The organism is Streptomyces sp. NPDC020898, assembly GCF_044333925.1.
GTDB lineage: Bacteria > Actinomycetota > Actinomycetes > Streptomycetales > Streptomycetaceae > Streptomyces.
On sequence record NZ_JBIRRV010000004.1, the window covers coordinates 430,339 to 448,093 of the forward strand.

Genomic DNA, 17,755 nt, shown 5'->3' on the forward strand with positions numbered 1-17,755 from the left:
GCCCGCTCCAGGTCACCCCGAGGCCAGCTGCTCCGCTATCTCCGCGATCCAACCGGAGGTCTTCGCCGGGTCGTTGAGGGTCTCGGCCCACGCGTCAGGCTCCAGGTTGTGCTTGGCGGGGCCGGATTTGAGGGCGATGAGCAGGGACCTGGCGGACTCCCGCATCTCGGCCGTGGTGTTCCCGGAGATGTCGGGGCCCGCCGCCAGGGCGTAGATCTCGCGCGCCATGGCCTGGCGTTCGCCCTTCGACACCTTCTTCCAGAACTTCATCGCGTGCTTCAGCGACTCCTTGCGGGAGGCGGCCTCCGCCGGGGTCTCGCCCTGCGGCGCCCAGCGCTCGGGGTGGTGGACCTCTTCGTAGCGCTTCGTGGCGGCGCGGAGCGCCTTGTACATGGTGACGCCGAGGACGAGACCGGCCCCGGCCCCGGCGAGGCCCCATCCGACCGGGTTGCTCGCCAGCCCGGCAGTTCCCGCCGCGACCGCCGTCACGACGCCGGCTGCGGCCTTGACGGACTCGCCCGCGCCGCCGGCCGTCTCCTTGCCAATCTTGGTGAGCTGCTTCTTCTTCGCGTACTGCTGCGCCTTGCTCAGCTTTTCCACGTCGTTCTCGGCATGCTGGAGGTTCTCGGCGGCGTCACGGGCTTCACCCATCGCCTCCCAGGCGGCGTCGATGGCCTCGGAAACGACCTCCAGCAGTCCAGGGCCCTCATGCTTCCAGTAGGCGTCCAGCGCGACGTAAGCCTCCGCTGCGGCCCAGCCGGCCTGCTCGTGCGACTCGTTCAGTCTTGCCAGGGACCCCGCCTGGACGAGGTGGGGATCTCCCAGCTCTTTGACCTGCTTGTACTTGCTGGCTGCTCCCCCGATGCGGAAGGCGGACCGCATGCCCTTGATCGCGCCGACGGAAGCGCCGGCGATACCGCTCGCCTCGGATGCCACCGCGGCGTCCGCCGCCTTCTGGATCTTGGTCACCTCCTTGGCGATGGCGGCGCTGTAGCTTCCCGAACTGGCGGCGCCGATGACCGTGTCGGTCCCCTTGGTCTTGGCCTTCTTCTTCGCCGTGTGGTGGTCGGCCCCGGTCTCGTGCTTCTTGGCGTCCTTCATGTTCTTGTACGCGTCCATGCCACTGACCACGGTGCCGGCGGCCTCCGTGAGGAGGTTGCCCGACGCTGCGGAGGTCCCCGAGGCGGCGGCGGAGTGCTTGAGGCCCTCGTTGGCCGCGACGGCGGCCTGCTGGGTGAAGGCCGCGTTGGTGGGGGTCTGGAAGCCCTTGATGAAGGTGTCGATGGGTTCGAGATTCTTCTTGAACCTGTCGAGCAGCGCGGCGATCCGGTCGCGATAGTTCTTCTTCTTCGCTCCGGGGGACGCGTCGCCGTTCGCCGCCGCGTTCCCTCTCTCGGTGTCCCGGGCGCGCTGCACCGCTGCGGTCGTGGCCCGGTTGCCGGCGCGGGACTGCATCTCCAGGAGGGCGCGCTCCGGCGGGCGTAAGGACGTACTCCCGGTCCGGCTCCCTCCCTCACGGTGCCGGGCCGACGTCAGGAAGGCTGCGGACTGCCGTGTCGAGGTGCGGTGGATCGGGGTGCTCATGGATGGGCCTCTCCTGTACCGGACCGGGCGAGGCGAAGGTAGCCAGACCTGGCCAACAGGAGGGGTACGGCGGAGAAATTCCCCACGGATGCTGTGGGGCGCGTGCGGTGGATTCGACCGGTCGTCGCTTCATGAGCATGCTGCGCAAGAAAGAGGCTCCGACACACCCTGCTCTACCGCGCCGCCCCAGCGGCACGCATCGCGGTCTTCTCGTCGAGTCGGAACACCTCGGCGAGGTGGAGCGGCTCGGGCCACCACGCAGGCCATCAGCCCCGGACGACATGCAGGCCATTACCCCCGGGCGACCCGCACGCCATCAGCCCTCGCCGACAGCACAGCCAACGCCCCCGACACCAACGTCCGCACCCCCGCCCCCACCACCGACAGGTCCGGCGCGAACAGCGGGCTGTGGTTGCTGGGCACCGCCGCGAGCTGGGTCATCAGGTCGCCGCTTCCGTCCGCCGCGTTCCACACGTCCGCCGGTGTGGTCGTCACGAACCAGTAGGAGTACGGGAGTTGGTCCACCGCCAGGTGGGCGAAGTCCTCGCTGCCCATCGCCGGGCCGGGGTCGAAGACGGTTCCCGCGCCGAAGACCTCGCGGTGGACCTCGGCCACCTGTTCGTCGAGCGTCGCGTCGTTGACCGTGACCGGGAACGTCGCGCCGACCCGGATCTCCGGCTCGCTCGGGCAGCCCGCCGCCAGGCACTCGCCCTGCGCGATACGCCTGATCGCGGCCAGCATGCGGTCCCGTACGTCGTTCGACTGGGTGCGCAGGTTCAGGGCGATACGGGCCGTCGCCGGGATGATGTTGTGCCGGGTGCCCGCCTCGATCACGCCGACCGTCAGGACGGCGGAGTCGCGGGCCGCGATCTCGCGCGAGACGACCGTCTGGAGGCGCGTGACGATGTAGGCCGCCGTCACCACCGGGTCGACCGTCGTCTCGGGACGGGAGCCGTGGCCGCCCTTGCCGTGCACGATCACATCCACGTCCGTCGACGCCGACATGATCAGACCGGGGATGTGCGGGTAGAGGCCGGCGGGGCCGGGCGCCGCGTGCTGCGACAGCAGGGCGTCGGGGCGCGGGAAACGGTCGTACAGGCCGTCCGCCAGCATCGCCCGGGCACCCTCGCCCGTCTCCTCCGCCGGCTGGCCGACCAGTACGAGCGTGCCTCGCCAGGTGTCCCGGCCCGCTGCCAGGGCCTCGGCCGCCCCCGCCAGCCAGGTCACATGCAGGTCGTGGCCGCAGGCGTGCATCACGCCGGGGACGGTGGAGGCGTACGGCAGGCCGGTTTCCTCGGTCACCGGGAGCGCGTCCATGTCGGCGCGGAGCAGGACCGTCGGGCCGTCGCCGTTGCGCAGGACGCCCACGACGCCCGTGCCGCCCACGCCCTCCGTCGTCCCGTACCCCGACTTCCGCAGGCTCTGGGCCAGCAGGCCCGCCGTGCGGTGTTCCGCCAGGGACAGCTCCGGGTGCCGGTGCAGATCGCGGTAGAGGTCCTCCAGGGCCGGGACCGGGAGGTCGGCGGTGAGGTCGAGCGCGGTGCGCGCGGCGAGCGAGGACGAGGGAGAGGCCACAGGAGGCAGCGTATTCCTCCGATGTGCACAGCCGGTCACTCGTTCGGCCGCGCACCCACGGCCGTTGCCCGGCGCCGCTGATATCCACGAGGGAGGGGGCCGGTAGCACCTACCCACCTACCGAAGGAAGACCGTCACATGGCCACCAGCAGCAGTATCAGCGGTACCAGCTCCACGCTCGCCATCGACTTCACCCAAGGGCTCGAGGACGCCTGGTCGAAGGTCGCCCAGTTCGTGCCGAAGCTCATCGGGTTCCTCGTCATCCTCGTCATCGGCTGGTTCGTGTCGAAGCTGATCGCCCGTGTTCTCGATCGGGTCCTGCGTCGCGTCGGGTCCGAGCGGCTGTCCGAACGGGCCGGTACCGCGCGGCTGTTGAGGGATTCCGCGTACGACATGACGGGGATCATCTGCAAGATCGTGTACTACGCGCTGATGCTGATCACCCTCCAGCTCGCGCTCGGCGTCTTCGGCGCCAACCCGGTCAGCACGATGATCAACGGCATCGTGGCCTGGCTGCCGCGCGCCATCGTGGCCGTGGTGCTCATCGTCGTCGCCATGGCCATCGCCAACGCCGTGCGCGGGATCGTCGCCGGGGCGCTGTCGTCCGTGTCGTACGGCCGTACCGTCGCCGCCGTCGTCTGGGGCTGCATCGTGGCGCTGGGCGTCATCGCCGCCCTCGGGCAGGCCGGCATCGCCCGCGACGTCACCCAGCCGGTGCTGTACGCGGCGCTCGCCACGGTCGCCGGCATCCTGATCGTCGGGCTCGGCGGCGGCATGATCGCGCCGATGCGGCACCGCTGGGAGCGGATGCTGTCGACGGTCGAGCGGGAGACGGTGACCGCCAAGGGCAGCGTCAGCGCGTATCAGGCGGGACGCGCGGACGCGCTCGCCAACCAGCCGGTGCGGGAGCGGACGGATCTGCCGCGTACGACCGACATGTGAGCCCGTACGGGTCATGACGGGCGCCGCCGGTGGGATGGAGGGGGAGTTTTGTCCCACCGGCGGCCGTTCATACGGGGTCGCTCATGCCGGGCCGAGCGTCACGAACCCCGGTGTCACGAACCCGGTGTCAGAACGCCGGAATCGCGGCCTTGGACCGGCTGTCGGCGTCCCGGGCCTTGTTGATGTTGCTCTGGAGGTTGCCGGTCAGCGGGAAGTTGGCGCTGCCCCACTTGGAGTTCCACAGCTGGTCGCGCGGTGTCTGGTCCATGTTCTCCATGGTGACCAGGGCCGGACGGTCCCAGCCTCCGTCGCCCCACGCCTCCGGGGCCTCGCCCCACGCGGCGAAGCGGAACGCGTGCGTGCTCGCGCCGTCCTTGTGGTAGACGATCTCGACGCGGTTGTAGTTCGTCTCGCCCGCCACTCTGCCCATCGGCACCTCGTTGATCGGGTGGGTGCTGTAGCCGCCGTGCCGGGAGGCGGACAGGTAGCGGGGCGACTCCTCGCCCTGCTTCTGGAAGACCACGACGGACTCCCAGTCGTGACGGTGGCCGAAGGCGTCGGCGCCGGCCAGCGTCTGGTCCTTCTCGAAGTAGAGCGCGTAGACGTACGCGCACCAGCCGTTCTTGCACCAGCTCTGCGAGTACGTGTTGGCCTTGCCGAGGTGGTTGTTCCGGCAGCCGCCGGTGATCGCCCCGGTGTTGTCCAGACCGCCGTTGAGCTTTCCGCTCGCGTCGACCGCCGCAGCGGGGAAGCAGCTGTCCGAGTCGTAGTCGAAGAGCGGCATGTACTTGTTCTGGAAGGTGCTCGCGTTCCACGGCAGCGGGTTCAGGATGGCCGCGTTGGCACTGCTCGTCACGCCCACGGTCAGGGCGGTTGCACTGGCCGCGACGAACGCGGCCTTGGCGAAGCGGGACATCCTGCGGATCTTGAAGGCCTTGGTTGTCTTGACTGCCTCAGACACAGACGCTCTCCACTTGCTCGGTACGGCCCCGAGGGGGCGGGAATCCGGTGCGGTGCGGTGCGATGCGGGACCGAGACTGGCAGGCGGGGAGTTGACCGGTACCTCGTTTCATCAGGTCAATCAATTGAAGGAAGCGATTCGTGGTGGTACCGCCACGTAGTTCGCCGTGGCGTCCGGCGGCTGTCACCGCCCCGAAAGACCGGACGCACGGCTCATGACGCGTTCCGCCGGTGGGACGGAGGGGAAGTTCCGTCCCACCGGCGGCAGGTGTGCCGATTCGCGTGTCAGAACGCGGGGATGGCGGCCTTGGACCGGCTGTCGGCGTTCCGGGCCTTGTTGATGTTGCTCTGGAGGTTGCCGGTCAGCGGGAAGTTGGCCAGGCCCCACGTGGAGTTCCACAGCTGGTCGCGCGGGGTCTTGTCCATGTTCTCCATGGTCACCAGGGCCGGACGGTCCCAGGTCCCGTTGCCCCAGACCTTCGGGCTCTCGCCCCACTTGGCGAAGCGGAAGGCGTGCGTGCTCGCGCCGTCCTTGTGGTAGACGATCTCGACGCGGTTGTTGTAGCTCGAGTCACCGCTCACCCGGCCCATCGGCACCTCGTTGATCGGGTGGGTGCTGTAGCCGCCGTGTCGGGAGGCGGACAGGTAGCGGGGCGACTCCTCGCCCTGCTTCTGGAAGACCACGACGGACTCCCAGTCGTGACGGTGCCCGCAGTCAGTGATGCTGGTGGGGTCGCACTGGTCCTTCTCGAAGTACAGCGTGTAGACGTACGCGCACCAGCCGTTCTTGCACCAGCCCTGCGAGTACGTGTTGGCCTTGCCGAGGTGGTTGGTCCGGCAGCCGCCGGTGAGGGACCCGGACGGGTTGAGGCCGCCGTTGAGCTGACCGGACGAGTTGACGGCCGCGGCGGGGAAGCAGCTGTCCGAGTCGTAGTCGAAGAGCGGCATGTACTTGTTCTGGAAGGTGCTCGCGTTCCACGGCAGCGGGTTCAGGATGGCCGCGTTGGCGCTGCCCGTCAGGCCCACGGTCAGGCCGGTGGCGCTGAGCGCGACGAGCGCGGCCTTCGCGAAGCGGGACTTCTTACGGTTCTTTACTGCCTGAGACATACGAGGGCTCTCCACTTGCTCGGTGCGGGGGGCGGTGCGGCACCGACACTGGCAAGCGGAAAGTTGACAGGGCACCCCGTTTCATCAGGTCAATCAATCCCCCGAGGCGCTCACCCCCATGAATCCTGGGGGCACCACCGCATTGTTCGACCGAGCGTTCCGTGGCTGTCATCCGCGCCACATCTCAAGCACACAGTGTTTACGACGCATACACGCCAAAAGTAGGTTGACCGCCCCGAACATCGTTAGCCATCCGCTGCGTGGGCGTGCACGAAGTGGACGAAAGTGGGTGGTCCTGTGGGGCGTCCCGAAAGACCGGTCGATCCCGAGGCCGGTCCCGTGCAGCGGCTCGCGCACGAGCTGCGGGAACTGCGCAGGTCGGCGGGCGGGCCGTCGTACCGCGCGATGGCCGAGGCGGCGGGCTTCTCCGCGACGACGTTGTCCGACGCGGCGGCGGGGAAGCGGCTTCCGTCGCTCGCCGTGGTCCAGGGGTACGTACGGGCGTGCGGGGGCGACCCGGGTGAGTGGGAGACCCGGTGGAAGGACGCCGACGCGGAGGCCGCGGGCACCGTGCGCGAGGAGACGCCGGACGCGGCACCGCCGTACCGGGGACTGGCCCGCTTCGAGCCGGACGACCGCGCGCTGTTCTTCGGCCGGGACCGGCTGGTGGAGGAGTTGAACGAGCTGGTGCGCTCGCACCGGTTCGCGGTGGTCTTCGGGGCGTCGGGGAGCGGGAAGTCGTCGCTGTTGCGCGCCGGGCTGATACCCCGCCTGGGGGAGGAGATCGCGCAGCGCGGCTGCCCGGCCGTGCTGCGGGTGCTCACCCCGGGGGCCAGGCCCGCCGAGACGTACGGGCATCTGCTGGCCGTCGAGGAGGGGGAACCGGAGAGCTGGGTGGTCGTGGACCAGTTCGAGGAGGTCTTCACCCTGTGCCGGGACCCGGCGGAGCGGGACCGGTTCATCGGCATGCTGCTCGCGGCCCGCGACCCGAAGAGCCGGCTGAAGGTGTTCATCGCCGTACGCGCCGACTTCTACGCCCGCTGCGCCGAACACCGCGAACTGGCCGAGGCCCTGCGCGGCACCGGTCTGCTGGTCGGGCCGATGAGCGCGGACGAGCTGCGCGAGGCGGTCGTGGGACCGGCGCAGGCGGCCGGGCTGCTGGTGGAACGGGAGCTGACCGCCAGGATCGTGGACGAGGTCCTCGACCAGCCCGGCGCGCTGCCGATGCTGTCCCACGCGCTGCTGGAGACCTGGAAGCGGCGCCGCAGCCGACTGCTGACCCTGAGCGCGTACGAGGCGGCGGGCGGGGTCAGCGGGGCCATCGCGGCAACCGCCGAAGAGGCGTACGGGCACCTGTCCCCCGCCCAGGCCCGTACCGCCCGCCGCCTGCTCCTCGGTCTGATCGAGCCGGGGCAGGGCACCGCCGACACCCGGCGCCCGCTGACCCGCGCCGAACTGGACGAGTGGGCCGACCGGGATGTGCCGGTCGTGGTGGAACAGCTGGCCTGCAACCGGCTCGTCACCGTCGACGAGGACAGCGTCCAGCTCGCCCACGAGGCCCTGATCACCTGCTGGCCGCGCCTGTGCGCCTGGATCGAGGAGGACCGTGAGCGCCTCCGCCACCACCGCCGCCTGACCGAGGCCGCCCGCGCCTGGCTGGAACACGACCGCGACCCCGGCGCCCTCTACCGGGGCGCCCGGCTGATCCGCGCGGAGGAGCTGTTCGCGGCCGACGGCAGGGGCGGCGCCCCCAAAGGGGCGCGGGGAACTGCGCGACCAGCCCCCACTGGCCCGCAGCGAACCACTCAACTGACCGCCCCGGAACGGGAGTTCCTCACCGCCGCACTCGAAGCCCGCGAGGTGGAGCGCCGGGCGGCGACGGCCACCGCCCGCCGCTCGCGCACCCTCGTCGTCGCGCTGTCCGCCGTACTGGCCGTGGCAACGATCATCGGACTCGCCGCCTGGCAGCAGCACCGGGACAACAAACGCCAGCGCACCGACACCGCCGCGCGCCGGGTCGCGGAGGTCGCCGACGCGATGCGGACGACCGATCCGCACACCGCGATGCTGCTGGGGGTCGCCGCCTGGCGGATCTCCCCGCTGCCCGAGGCCCGCCGGGCCCTGCTCGGCTCCCTCGCCCAGGCGGAGCACGCGATCTTCACCGACCCCGCGTCGGGCGACGGACCGGCGCGTTTCCTCGCCGACTCCGGTCGTACGCTGCTCAGCGTCGACGGCCGTACCTGGCGGACCTGGGACGTGGCCAAGGGCCGCCGTACCGCCTTCGGGTGGCTCCCGGTCGGCGATGTGCTCGCGGCCGGCCCCGACGCCCGGGTCCTCGCGATCGCCGGGGACGACGGCATCCGCCTGTGGGACACGGCCACCGGCCGCTGGACCGGCGACCCGCGCCCCCTCCCCCTCACCGCCGACACCGGCATCGCCGCGGGCGCCTACGTCGTGAGCGGTGTCGACGACGCCCGGGTGCGGATGCGGTCCCTCACGGACGGCGGCGTGCTGTTCGAGCAACGGGCGCCGGGCCCGGTGACCCCGGCCGTGAGCGCCGACGGACGCCTGGTCGCCGTCTGCCCGGAGGGCCGGGCCCCGCAGGTCTGGGACACCGCCCGCCGCCGCACCCTGTCCGGCCCGTGGCAGCGGACGTCCGGCCTGTGCGACGAGGCGGAACGGACGGCCCTGGTGTTCGGCGGCGCCGACGGCGACCGGCTCGCCGCCCTCTCGGAGTCCGGCGCGACCGTCTGGGACACCGTCTCGGGCCGCGAGATCGCGCACCTCGACGAACCGGGCGCGGAACGGGCCGCGTTCACCGCGGACGGCACCTTCCTGGCGACCGCGGGCGGCGAGGAGATCCGGGTGTGGCGACTGTCGGACCCGGCCGCACCCGTCTTCCGGCACCCCCTCAACAACCAGCACCTGAACGACCTCGCCTGGGACCACGCCCGCCGGACCACCCTGCGCTACCTCGAAGGCGGCGCCGTCCACTGCCTGGAACTGGGGAGGGCGGTCACGCCCGCCTGGCGCGCGCACCCCCTGGCGGCCGTACAGGTGAGCCCGGACGCCCGTACGTACGCCACCGCCGAACGCACCGGGAACCGCTACCGCTTCCAGCTCCGCGCCACCTCCGACGGCGCCCTCCTGCGCACCCTCCCCGCCCCGCCCCCGGACCCCGCATCCCCGGAGGACACGCCGGCCCTCCTCGCGTTCAGCCCCGACGGCAAGGCGCTCTCGTACGGTGTCCCGGCCTCCGGCAAGGCGGCGGCCCCGCAACGCTTCACGGTCTGGGACCTGACCCACGACCGAGTCCGCGCCACCCTGGAACTGACGACCCCGGAGTCCGCCGCCCCGGTGGCCGCCCTGGCCCTCGGTCCGGAAGGCCGCACCCTGTACGCGGCCCGCGCCCCGGTCCTCGGCGGCCCGGTCGACGAGGCGTGGGACACGGACACCGGCCGCAGAACAACCGACCTCACCGGCCTGAACAGCACCCACCTGGCCGTGCACCCTGGCGGGGAGCTCCTCGTCGGCGACAACCGCACCGCCCGCCTGCCCGCCGGGCAGACCACCGGGACGACCACCGGCAGGGTCACCGGCGAAGGGCTCGTCCAGGGCGAACAGATCGGCGCCCTCGCCTTCGCGGCCGACGGCTCACGCCTCGCGGCGGGCGACCGGACCGGCCGGGTCGCCCTGTGGAACGGGGAGTTGAGCCACCGTACGGGCATCCTGCGCAACGTCTTCCCCGCACCGCTCGGCGAGGAACCGGAGGCGGTCAGCGCGCTGGCGGTGAGCCCCGACGGCAGCACACTGGCCGTCGGGGGCACCGCCGGCACCCTCCAGCTCTGGGACATCGCCACCCAACAGCCCCTGGGCGGCCCGCTCACCACCCCCGGCGAGACGATCGACACCCTCGCCTTCAGCACCGACAGCGACACCCTGTACGCGGGCAGCGTCCATGTCCCCCTCCAGCGGTACGCGGTGGACCCGGCCCGCGCGGCCACCCGGGTGTGCGAGCGGGCCGGAGAGGGGGCGGACCTCTCGCGGGGGCAGTGGCGGACGTATGTGCCGGAGGTCGCGTACCGGAGGGTGTGCGGTTAGGGGCGGCGCCGCCGACACCCGTTCGTGTCACAGCAACGCCGCTCCACCCCCGTACGCCCTGCGCACGGCGCATGATGCTCCCCCGGCTCACGCACCGTCCCTGGGGGAGACCACCATGCGCACCCGCACCCGCACCCACATCCGCACCCGCGCCGTCGCTGCGGCGCTCGCCGCGGCGACGTTCCTCGCGCTCACGGCCTGCGAGGGCACCGACACGAGCAGCGGCACCAACACGTCGGACACCAAGCAGAGTTCCAAGGCCAGGACCGACAGCGACAGCGACGAGGCTGCGAAGGCCGACACCGCCGTGCTGCCCGACCTGAGAGGCAAGGTTCTCCAAACCGCGCAGGACGAGGCGCAGGCCGCCGGGTTCCGGTACCTGACCTCGCACGATGCCCTCGGCCGTGGCCGTGTGCAGGCCCTCGACCGGAACTGGAAGGTCTGCTCCCAGGCTCCGGTGGCGGGCGGGCAACCGACGGACACCAAGGTCGACTTCGGCGCCGTCAAGCTGCGGGAGACCTGTCCCGCCGAGGACGCGGACGCCGTGCCCGAGGCCGGGGCGACGATGCCCGACTTCAAGGGCAAGTCGGTCAAGGTCGCCCGCGAAGCCCTGGACAGCGGCACCGCCATCACCGTGACCGACGCGTCCCCGGACGACCGTATGGTCCTCGTCGAGTCCAACTGGCAGGTGTGCACCCAGGATCCGGCGGCCGGCTCCGACCTGGACGGTCTGCCGGTGACCATCACCGCGGTCAAGTTCGGGGAGACCTGCTGACCCTGATCCTGCCCGTCACCCTCACCGTTGCTCAGCTGAACGGGTCGAGCGTGATGTACGCCGTCTGCGGGTTGCTGTCGTTGACCAGCGACTCGTGGTTGCCGACGTCGTCGAAGGCGAAGGCGTACGCCTTGCCGTCGGCCATCTGGGCGTGGATCTTGCGGGCGTAGTGGTTGGTGACCGCGTCCTGGTAGAAGGCGGCCGAACTCGTGTCGGGCTGGCTGGAGTTGGTCAGCAGCGTCGAACGGTTGTAACCCGCGCACAGGGTGCGGGAGATCGGGCCGCGGACCAGATCGTTCGGTGCGTCCAGGAGTTTGTAGCAGCCGAAGATGCTGTCGGCGTCGGGCTTCTGGAAGCTGGTGACGACGGTGCCGGAGCTGTTGGTGAAGTTCATGACGTTCCCGGAGACCCTGCCGTAGTACTTCGTGCCCGGCTGGTCCGCGAACGGTGTCACCGTCAGCGTGGAGCCGGCGTACTTGGTCCAGACCCGGTTGACGTAGTCGTTCATGACGGTGCTCGGCAGGGCCCCGGCCTCGATGCCGTGGCCGGGGGCGAGGGCGCGCAGGATCGTGCCGTCGGACCGGGTGCGGATGAGGCCTGCCCAGCCGCCGGGCTGGGCCCTCAGGGAGTTGAAGAACCCGGCGTAGCCACCGGACTTGAGGTGGCCGGTGTTCTTGACGGTGCCGGCCGTGTTCTTGACGCCGACCGCGTAGGGGGCGGAAAACATGTCCACCTGCGTGCTGTTGAGCCACAGGCCGGAGTCGTTGAGCGTGTACTCGGTCCAGTTGAAGAGGATGTTCGCGTTCGGGTCGGAGGGGTTCTGCACGGCGGGCTGGACCAGACCGCCCGTCGTCAGCCTGAAGACCAGCTTCTGGCCGTAGGAGAAGTAGACCCGGCCGGAGAACTTCGGCATCCGGAGCGTCATCGTCCGGCCGTTGGCCGGTCCGGCGATCGACGCGTCGGGCGCGGGGGTCGGCGGGTTGCCGCCGGCGGGCCAGGCGTGGAACGTGCCGTTCGTGTCGGCCCAGCCCTGCCGGCCCGTCGAGAGCTCGGTCCCGATGTTGTAGACGTAGATCTGGTCGCCGCGCCCGGAGTTGTTCTTGAACTCGAGCGGGATGGTCGTGGGTACGGCGGCTTCGGCGCGGGACGCCGGACCCGCGGCTGTGAGCCCCGTGGCGACGGCCGCCGCGGCGACCAGGGGCACCAGCACCTTCCGAGTGGCAAACACGTTCGTCCTCCTCGTGTCGCATGCGTGAGAGCGCTCTCAGATCTCTGTCAGGCTGCTCTCGTGAACGGAACACGTCAAGGTCTAGACCAAGAGCGGTTCCCTTTCTCCGCTGTCGTCAACGCCACATCCAGGGCGGTTTACGACACCTGTGCACGAAACGTAAATTGACCGCCCTGAACGTCGTTTTCACCCGGATGGTGGTGGTCCCGTGGGGCGTCCCGAAAGACCCCTGGACCCGGACGCCGGTCTCGTACAGCGGCTCGCCCATGAGCTGCGGGAGCTGCGCAGGTCCGCGGGCGGCCCGTCGTACCGGACGATGTCCGAGGTGGCCGGCTTCTCCGCGACGACGTTGTCCGCGGCGGCGGCCGGACGGAAGCTGCCGTCGCTCGCGGTCCTCCAGGGGTATGTACGGGCGTGCGGCGGCGACCCGGGCGAGTGGGAGACCCGGTGGAAGGACGCCGACGCCGACGCCGCCGGGGCCTTGCGCGAGGAGACGCCGGACGCGGCACCCCCGTACCGGGGACTCGCCCGCTTCGAGCCCGACGACCACGCGCTGTTCTTCGGCCGGGACCGGCTGGTGGAGGAGCTGCGGGAGCTGGTGCTCGGGCACCGGTTCGCGGTGCTGTTCGGAGCGTCGGGAAGCGGCAAGTCGTCGTTGCTGCGGGCCGGGCTGATACCTCACCTGCGGTCGGAGATCGGCCGGCGCGGACGGCCCGCGGTGCTCCGGGTGCTCACTCCCGGAGCGCGGCCCGCACAGACGTACGGGCATCTGCTGACCCCCGCCGAGGGAGAACCCGAGAGCTGGGTGCTGGTGGACCAGTTCGAGGAGGTCTTCACGCTCTGCCGGGACCGGGCGGAGCGCGACCGTTTCCTCGATCTGCTGCTGGCCGCCCGCGACCCGGACAGCCGGCTCCGGGTGGTCGTCGCCGTCCGGGCCGATTTCTACGCCCGCTGCGCCGAACACCGCGAGCTGGCCGAAGCGTTGCGCGGCGCGGGCCTGCTGGTCGGGCCGATGAACGCGGACGAGCTGCGTGAGGCGGTCGTGGGACCGGCGCAGGCGGCCGGGCTGCTGGTGGAGCGGGAGCTGACCGCCAGGATCGTGGACGAGGTGCTGGACCAGCCGGGTGCGCTGCCGATGCTCTCGCACGCCCTCCTGGAGACCTGGCGCCGGCGCCGCAGCCGCCTGCTGACCCTCACCGCCTACGAGGCGGTCGGCGGCGTACGCGGCGCCATCGCGGCGACCGCCGATGACGTGTACGGACAACTGTCGGAGCCTCAGGCGCGCACCGCCCGCCAGCTGTTCCTGCGCCTGATCGAGCCCGGCCAGGGCAACGCCGACACCCGCCGCCCGCTCGTACGGGCCGAGTTGGACGAGTGGGACGGCGACGAGGTACCGGTCGTGGTGGACCGGCTGGCCCGCGCCCGCCTGGTCACCGTCGACGAGGACGGCGTCCAGCTCGCCCACGAGGCGCTGATCACCTGCTGGCCCCGGCTGCGCTGCTGGATCGAGGAGGACCGTGAACGCCTCCGCCACCACCGCCGCCTGACCGAGGCGGCCCGCGCCTGGCTGGAGCACGACCGTGACCCGGGAACCCTGTACCGGGGCGCCCGCCTGGTCCGCGCGGAGGAACTGTTCGGCGCGAACGGGACTGCCGCCGGGGCCGGGGCCGGGGGCGGGAGTGGCGGCGGGACGGACGGCAGCACCGGCGGCGGGAGTGGTGGCTGGACTGGCGGTGGGAGTGGTGGCGGGACCGGCCGCGGGACTAGCGGCAGGACCGGCGGCGGGAGTGGTGGCTGGACCGGCGGTGGGAGTGGCGGCTGGACCGGCGGTGGGAGTGGTGGCTGGACTGGCGGTGGGAGTGGTGGCTGGACTGGCGGTGGGAGTGGTGGCGGGACCGGCCGCGGGACTAGCGGCAGGACCGGCGGCGGGAGTAGTGGCTGGACCGGCGGCGGGAGTGGTGGCGGGAGTGGCGGCTGTACTGGCGGTGGGAGTGGTGGCACGGGCGGCGCTGATCGGCGTCGGGGCTGGCGGGCGCGCGTCAGCGCCCCGCCAGGGGCGCGGGGAACTGCGCGACAAGCCCCCACCCACCCGCAGCGAACCCCTGAACTGACCGCCCCGGAACGGGAGTTCCTCACCGCCGCACTCGACGCCCGCGAGGCGGAACGCCGGGCCGCGACCCGTACCGCCCGGCGCTCCCGCACACTCCTCGGTGCGCTGTCCGCCGTACTGGCCGTGGCGATGGTGATCGGATTCGCCGCCTGGACCCAGCACGAGGACAACGAAAAACGCCGCACCGACGACGCGGCCCGCAGGGTCGCCGAGGTCGCCGACGGGCTGCGTACGACCGACCCGCGCACCGCGATGCTGCTGGGCGTCGCCGCCTGGCGGATCTCCCCGCTGCCCGAGGCCCGCCGCGCCCTGCTCGGCTCCCTCACCCAGCCCGAGCGGGGCACGTTCACCGACCCCGCGACGGGCGACGACACCGTGCGTCTCCTTCTCGACTCCGGCCGTACGCTGCTGAGTTCGGACGGCGGCAGCTGGCGGACCTGGGACCTGGAGACCGGGCGGCGCATCGCCTCGGGCCGGCTCCCGGAGGGAGACCTCTTCACCGCGGGCCCGGGCGGCCGGGTGCTCGCCCTCGCCGGGGACCACGGCGTCCGACTGTGGGACACGACCACCCGGCACTGGACCGGGGGCTCCGACCAGGTACCGGCGAACTGGGCGAACGTCCGCTTCGGTGCCGACGGCGCCACCTTCCTCGTCGGCACCACCGACGACCGGGTACAGCTGCGGTCGATCGCGGACGGCCGCCTCCTTTTCACGACGCGCGGCTCCGCCGACCTGACCGACGTGGCATCGGGACCGGACGGCCGACTGGTGGCCGTCTGCCCCGCCGGACAGGCTCCGCAACTGTGGGACTTCAGCACCCGGAAGCCCGTGCACGGCTCATGGGAGAGTTCCCGGAAACTCTGCGACGAGGACTCGGCGGTGGTGTTCGGCGGGGGTGGCAGCGGCCGGTTCGCGGTTCTCTCGGAGACCGGACGGCGCCCCGAGGGCAACGGATCCACCGGTACCAGCGGGAACACCGGTGTCCGCGTCTGGGACACGGACACCGGGCGCCAGGTCGCCGACATCCGCTCGCTGGGCGTGGACTCCGCCGTGTTCAGCCCGGACGGGGCGATGCTGGCGACGGCCGACGACAGCGAGGTCCGGGTCTGGCGGCTCGACGGCAGCCAGGGGCTCCCGGGGACCCCCGTGTTCCGGCACGCCCTGAACAACCAGACCCTCTCGGCCGCCCTCACCTGGGTCCCCGGCCGCCACCCGTCCCTCCGCTACCTGGAGGAACGCACGGTCCACACCCTCGACCTCGGCCCGGCAGCCACCTCCGTCTGGCGCGAACACCCGGCGGACGACGTCCTCCTCAGCCCGGACGGCCACACGCTCGCCACCGCCGAGCGCACCACCGGTGCCCACTACCGTTTCCGGCTCCTCGACACCCGCGACGGCCGCGTCCTCGCCACCCTGCCGTCCCCGCCCCCGCCCGTCTCCGACGACCCCTCCGTGCCGGTGGACCCGCAGGGCACGATGGCCGTGACCGCGTTCAGCCCCGACGGCACGACGTTCGTGTACGGAGTCTCCGCGCCCGGCGTCCCGACGGCGCCGCAGCGCATCACGGTCTGGGACGTCGGACACCACCGAGCCCGGACCACCCTGCACCTGCCGAACTCCGGCTCGGTCGGCGCCGTCGTCGGACTGGCCCTGGGCCCGGCCGGCCACCGCCTCTACGCCAGCCGCATTGCGGACACCGGCCGGTCGGACGCCGAGGTGTGGGACGTCACCCGGCACCGCCGAACCGGCGTGCTCAAGAGCCTGGAGGGCGTGCCCCTGGCCGTCCGCCCCGACGGCCGCCTCCTCGTCGGCGACAACCGCGCCGCCCGCCTCCCCGCCGGCCGGCTCACCGCGCCCGCTCTCGTCCAGGGTGCCGAGATCGGCGCCCTGGCCTTCTCCGCCGACGGCTCCTTGCTGGCGGCGGGCGACTGGGCCGGCCGCGTCGCCCTGTGGGACGGCGACCTGCGCCGCGGCGCGGGCGTCCTGCGCAGCGTCTTCCCCACCCCGCTCGAAGGGGGCCCGGAGGGAGTCGGCGCCGTCGCCGTCAGCCCGGACGGCCGCACCCTGGCCGTCGCCGGTGACCGTGGCACCCTCCAGCTGTGGGACATCCCCACCCGCCAGCCCTTGGGCGGCCCGCTGACCACCCCCGGCGACGCGATCAGGACGCTGGCCTTCGCGGCCGACAGCATGACGCTGTACGCGGGGAGCGCTCACGTTCCGGTCCAGCGGTACTCGATCGATCCGGCGGGGGCGGCGCGGGCGGTGTGCGCACGGGCGGCCGGCGATCTGACGCGGGCGCAGTGGGATACGTACATTCCGGACACCGGGTTCCGGAGGGTGTGCGGCGATTGAGGCGGGCGGCACCGCCGGGTCGACCGGTGGTGCCGCCTCGTACCGCGCGTCTGCGTGTGCCTGGACGCCCGGACGCCCGGACGCCTGGACGCCTGGTCAACGGCTCAGCCGTTGCCGCCCCGGCACCGCTGGGCCGCCGAGCAGCCCCGGTTGTACTCGTTCGCCTGGATCGGCGGGATGTTCAGGCCCGTGTTCCAGTCGAGGTTGGCGCCCGGGTCGCTGACCGGGTTGTAGTGGAAGTTGCGGTTGTAGTTGGGGTTCGGCACCCAGCGTTCGTGCTGGAAGGTGAGGCTCTGCAGCTGGAGCAGGCTGCCGGCCGCCCGCGCTGTCATGTGGTAGACGTGCACGCCGGTGATCGCCTCAGGCGGAATCCTGCGGAAGAAGGCCCACTCGTCCTGGCTCCGGTAGGCCCTGTACATGTCCGGGTTCCCGCGGAGCTGTTCGGGAACGTGCAGGATGACGTTCGCGAACTGCGGGTTGATCGTGTAGACGAAGGTCCTGGCCTCGACGACCGCGTGCGCGCAGTGCGACGTGATGAGCCATCCGACGACCGGGATGCTCTGGCCGATCGTCCACCCCGCTCCCTGGCAGCGCGGCTGACGGGCGGCGGCGTCGAGGTTGGTCACCCCCTGGCTCCGCGCGAACCGCTCCGCCTCGCTCTGCAGACCCGACGTGGAGATGTAGCCGCTGTTGTGGGCCCGGTCTCCGTGGACATGGGCCTGGAGGTCGTAGTTCGTTCCCCGGGACCAGAAGCCGTTCGCGAAGATGTCGTTCGGGCCCCGGGAGTCGCCTCGGTACACCACCCCGGGCAGCTGGCCCTGGTTCAGTGAGGCGCCCGTCTCGTTCTGCGCACTCGCGGAACCGGTGGTCGTCACGAACGCGCCGGTGGCGACGAGCGTCGCCAGCAGCAACTGCAGGACGAGGAGGAAGGGCTTCGACAGCCGGTGCTGCGTCCGTGATCTGGGCGCCCCGCGCTCGGGGGCCGCCACGGTGTGTGACTGGGACATACGTGGTTCTCCAG

General features: G+C 71.8%; 10 protein-coding genes. 4 read left to right on the forward strand and 6 right to left on the reverse strand.

Translation table 11 applies throughout. From position 1 onward, the window contains the following. Positions 1 to 12 precede the first annotated feature (12 nt). Positions 13 to 1,584: a hypothetical protein gene (locus ACH4TV_RS16355; RefSeq protein ID WP_398398466.1), complete on the reverse strand. Its 1,572-nt coding sequence runs from the start codon at positions 1,582 to 1,584 to the stop codon at positions 13 to 15. Between the two features lie 291 nt (positions 1,585 to 1,875). Continuing rightward, positions 1,876 to 3,159, reverse strand: a complete 1,284-nt coding sequence (locus ACH4TV_RS16360) for an amidohydrolase (protein ID WP_398398469.1) — start codon at positions 3,157 to 3,159, stop codon at positions 1,876 to 1,878. Positions 3,160 to 3,297: 138 nt separating this feature from the next. Between ACH4TV_RS16360 and ACH4TV_RS16365 the strand changes: the two genes are divergently transcribed. After that, entirely contained in the window at positions 3,298 to 4,101 is an 804-nt protein-coding gene (locus ACH4TV_RS16365; protein WP_398398471.1) for a hypothetical protein, read from the forward strand. A 127-nt stretch (positions 4,102 to 4,228) separates the two neighbouring features. On the opposite strand, the gene ACH4TV_RS16370 is transcribed toward ACH4TV_RS16365, so the two are convergent. Both ACH4TV_RS16370 and ACH4TV_RS16375 read right to left on the reverse strand, forming a co-directional pair. Further along, the gene (locus ACH4TV_RS16370) at positions 4,229 to 5,062 is read right to left on the reverse strand and encodes an NPP1 family protein (RefSeq protein ID WP_398398472.1); all 834 of its coding nucleotides are present in this window, start codon (positions 5,060 to 5,062) and stop codon (positions 4,229 to 4,231) included. 284 nt (positions 5,063 to 5,346) lie between these two features. Continuing rightward, complete coding sequence (locus ACH4TV_RS16375) at positions 5,347 to 6,168, reverse strand: NPP1 family protein (RefSeq protein WP_398398474.1); 822 nt, start codon at positions 6,166 to 6,168, stop codon at positions 5,347 to 5,349. A 297-nt stretch (positions 6,169 to 6,465) separates the two neighbouring features. Here ACH4TV_RS16375 and ACH4TV_RS16380 point away from each other — a divergent pair, with 297 nt between their 5' ends. Together ACH4TV_RS16380 and ACH4TV_RS16385 are read left to right on the forward strand one after the other, a co-directional pair. After that, positions 6,466 to 10,269, forward strand: coding sequence for a hypothetical protein (locus ACH4TV_RS16380; protein WP_398398476.1), 3,804 nt, complete (start codon positions 6,466 to 6,468; stop codon positions 10,267 to 10,269). A gap of 115 nt (positions 10,270 to 10,384) precedes the next feature. Further along, entirely contained in the window at positions 10,385 to 11,044 is a 660-nt protein-coding gene (locus tag ACH4TV_RS16385) for a hypothetical protein (protein ID WP_398398478.1), read from the forward strand. A gap of 31 nt (positions 11,045 to 11,075) precedes the next feature. Here ACH4TV_RS16385 and ACH4TV_RS16390 read toward each other — a convergent pair whose 3' ends face one another. After that, positions 11,076 to 12,272, reverse strand: a complete 1,197-nt coding sequence (locus tag ACH4TV_RS16390; RefSeq protein WP_398398480.1) for a glycoside hydrolase family 64 protein — start codon at positions 12,270 to 12,272, stop codon at positions 11,076 to 11,078. Positions 12,273 to 12,480: 208 nt separating this feature from the next. On the opposite strand from ACH4TV_RS16390, the gene ACH4TV_RS16395 reads away from it, so the two are divergent. Next, positions 12,481 to 16,734: a hypothetical protein gene (locus ACH4TV_RS16395; protein WP_398398482.1), complete on the forward strand. Its 4,254-nt coding sequence runs from the start codon at positions 12,481 to 12,483 to the stop codon at positions 16,732 to 16,734. A 104-nt stretch (positions 16,735 to 16,838) separates the two neighbouring features. Here the strand turns inward: ACH4TV_RS16395 and ACH4TV_RS16400 are convergent, their stop codons facing one another. Further along, positions 16,839 to 17,741, reverse strand: a complete 903-nt coding sequence (locus ACH4TV_RS16400) for a hypothetical protein (protein ID WP_398398484.1) — start codon at positions 17,739 to 17,741, stop codon at positions 16,839 to 16,841. Between the last annotated feature and the right edge of the window lie 14 nt (positions 17,742 to 17,755).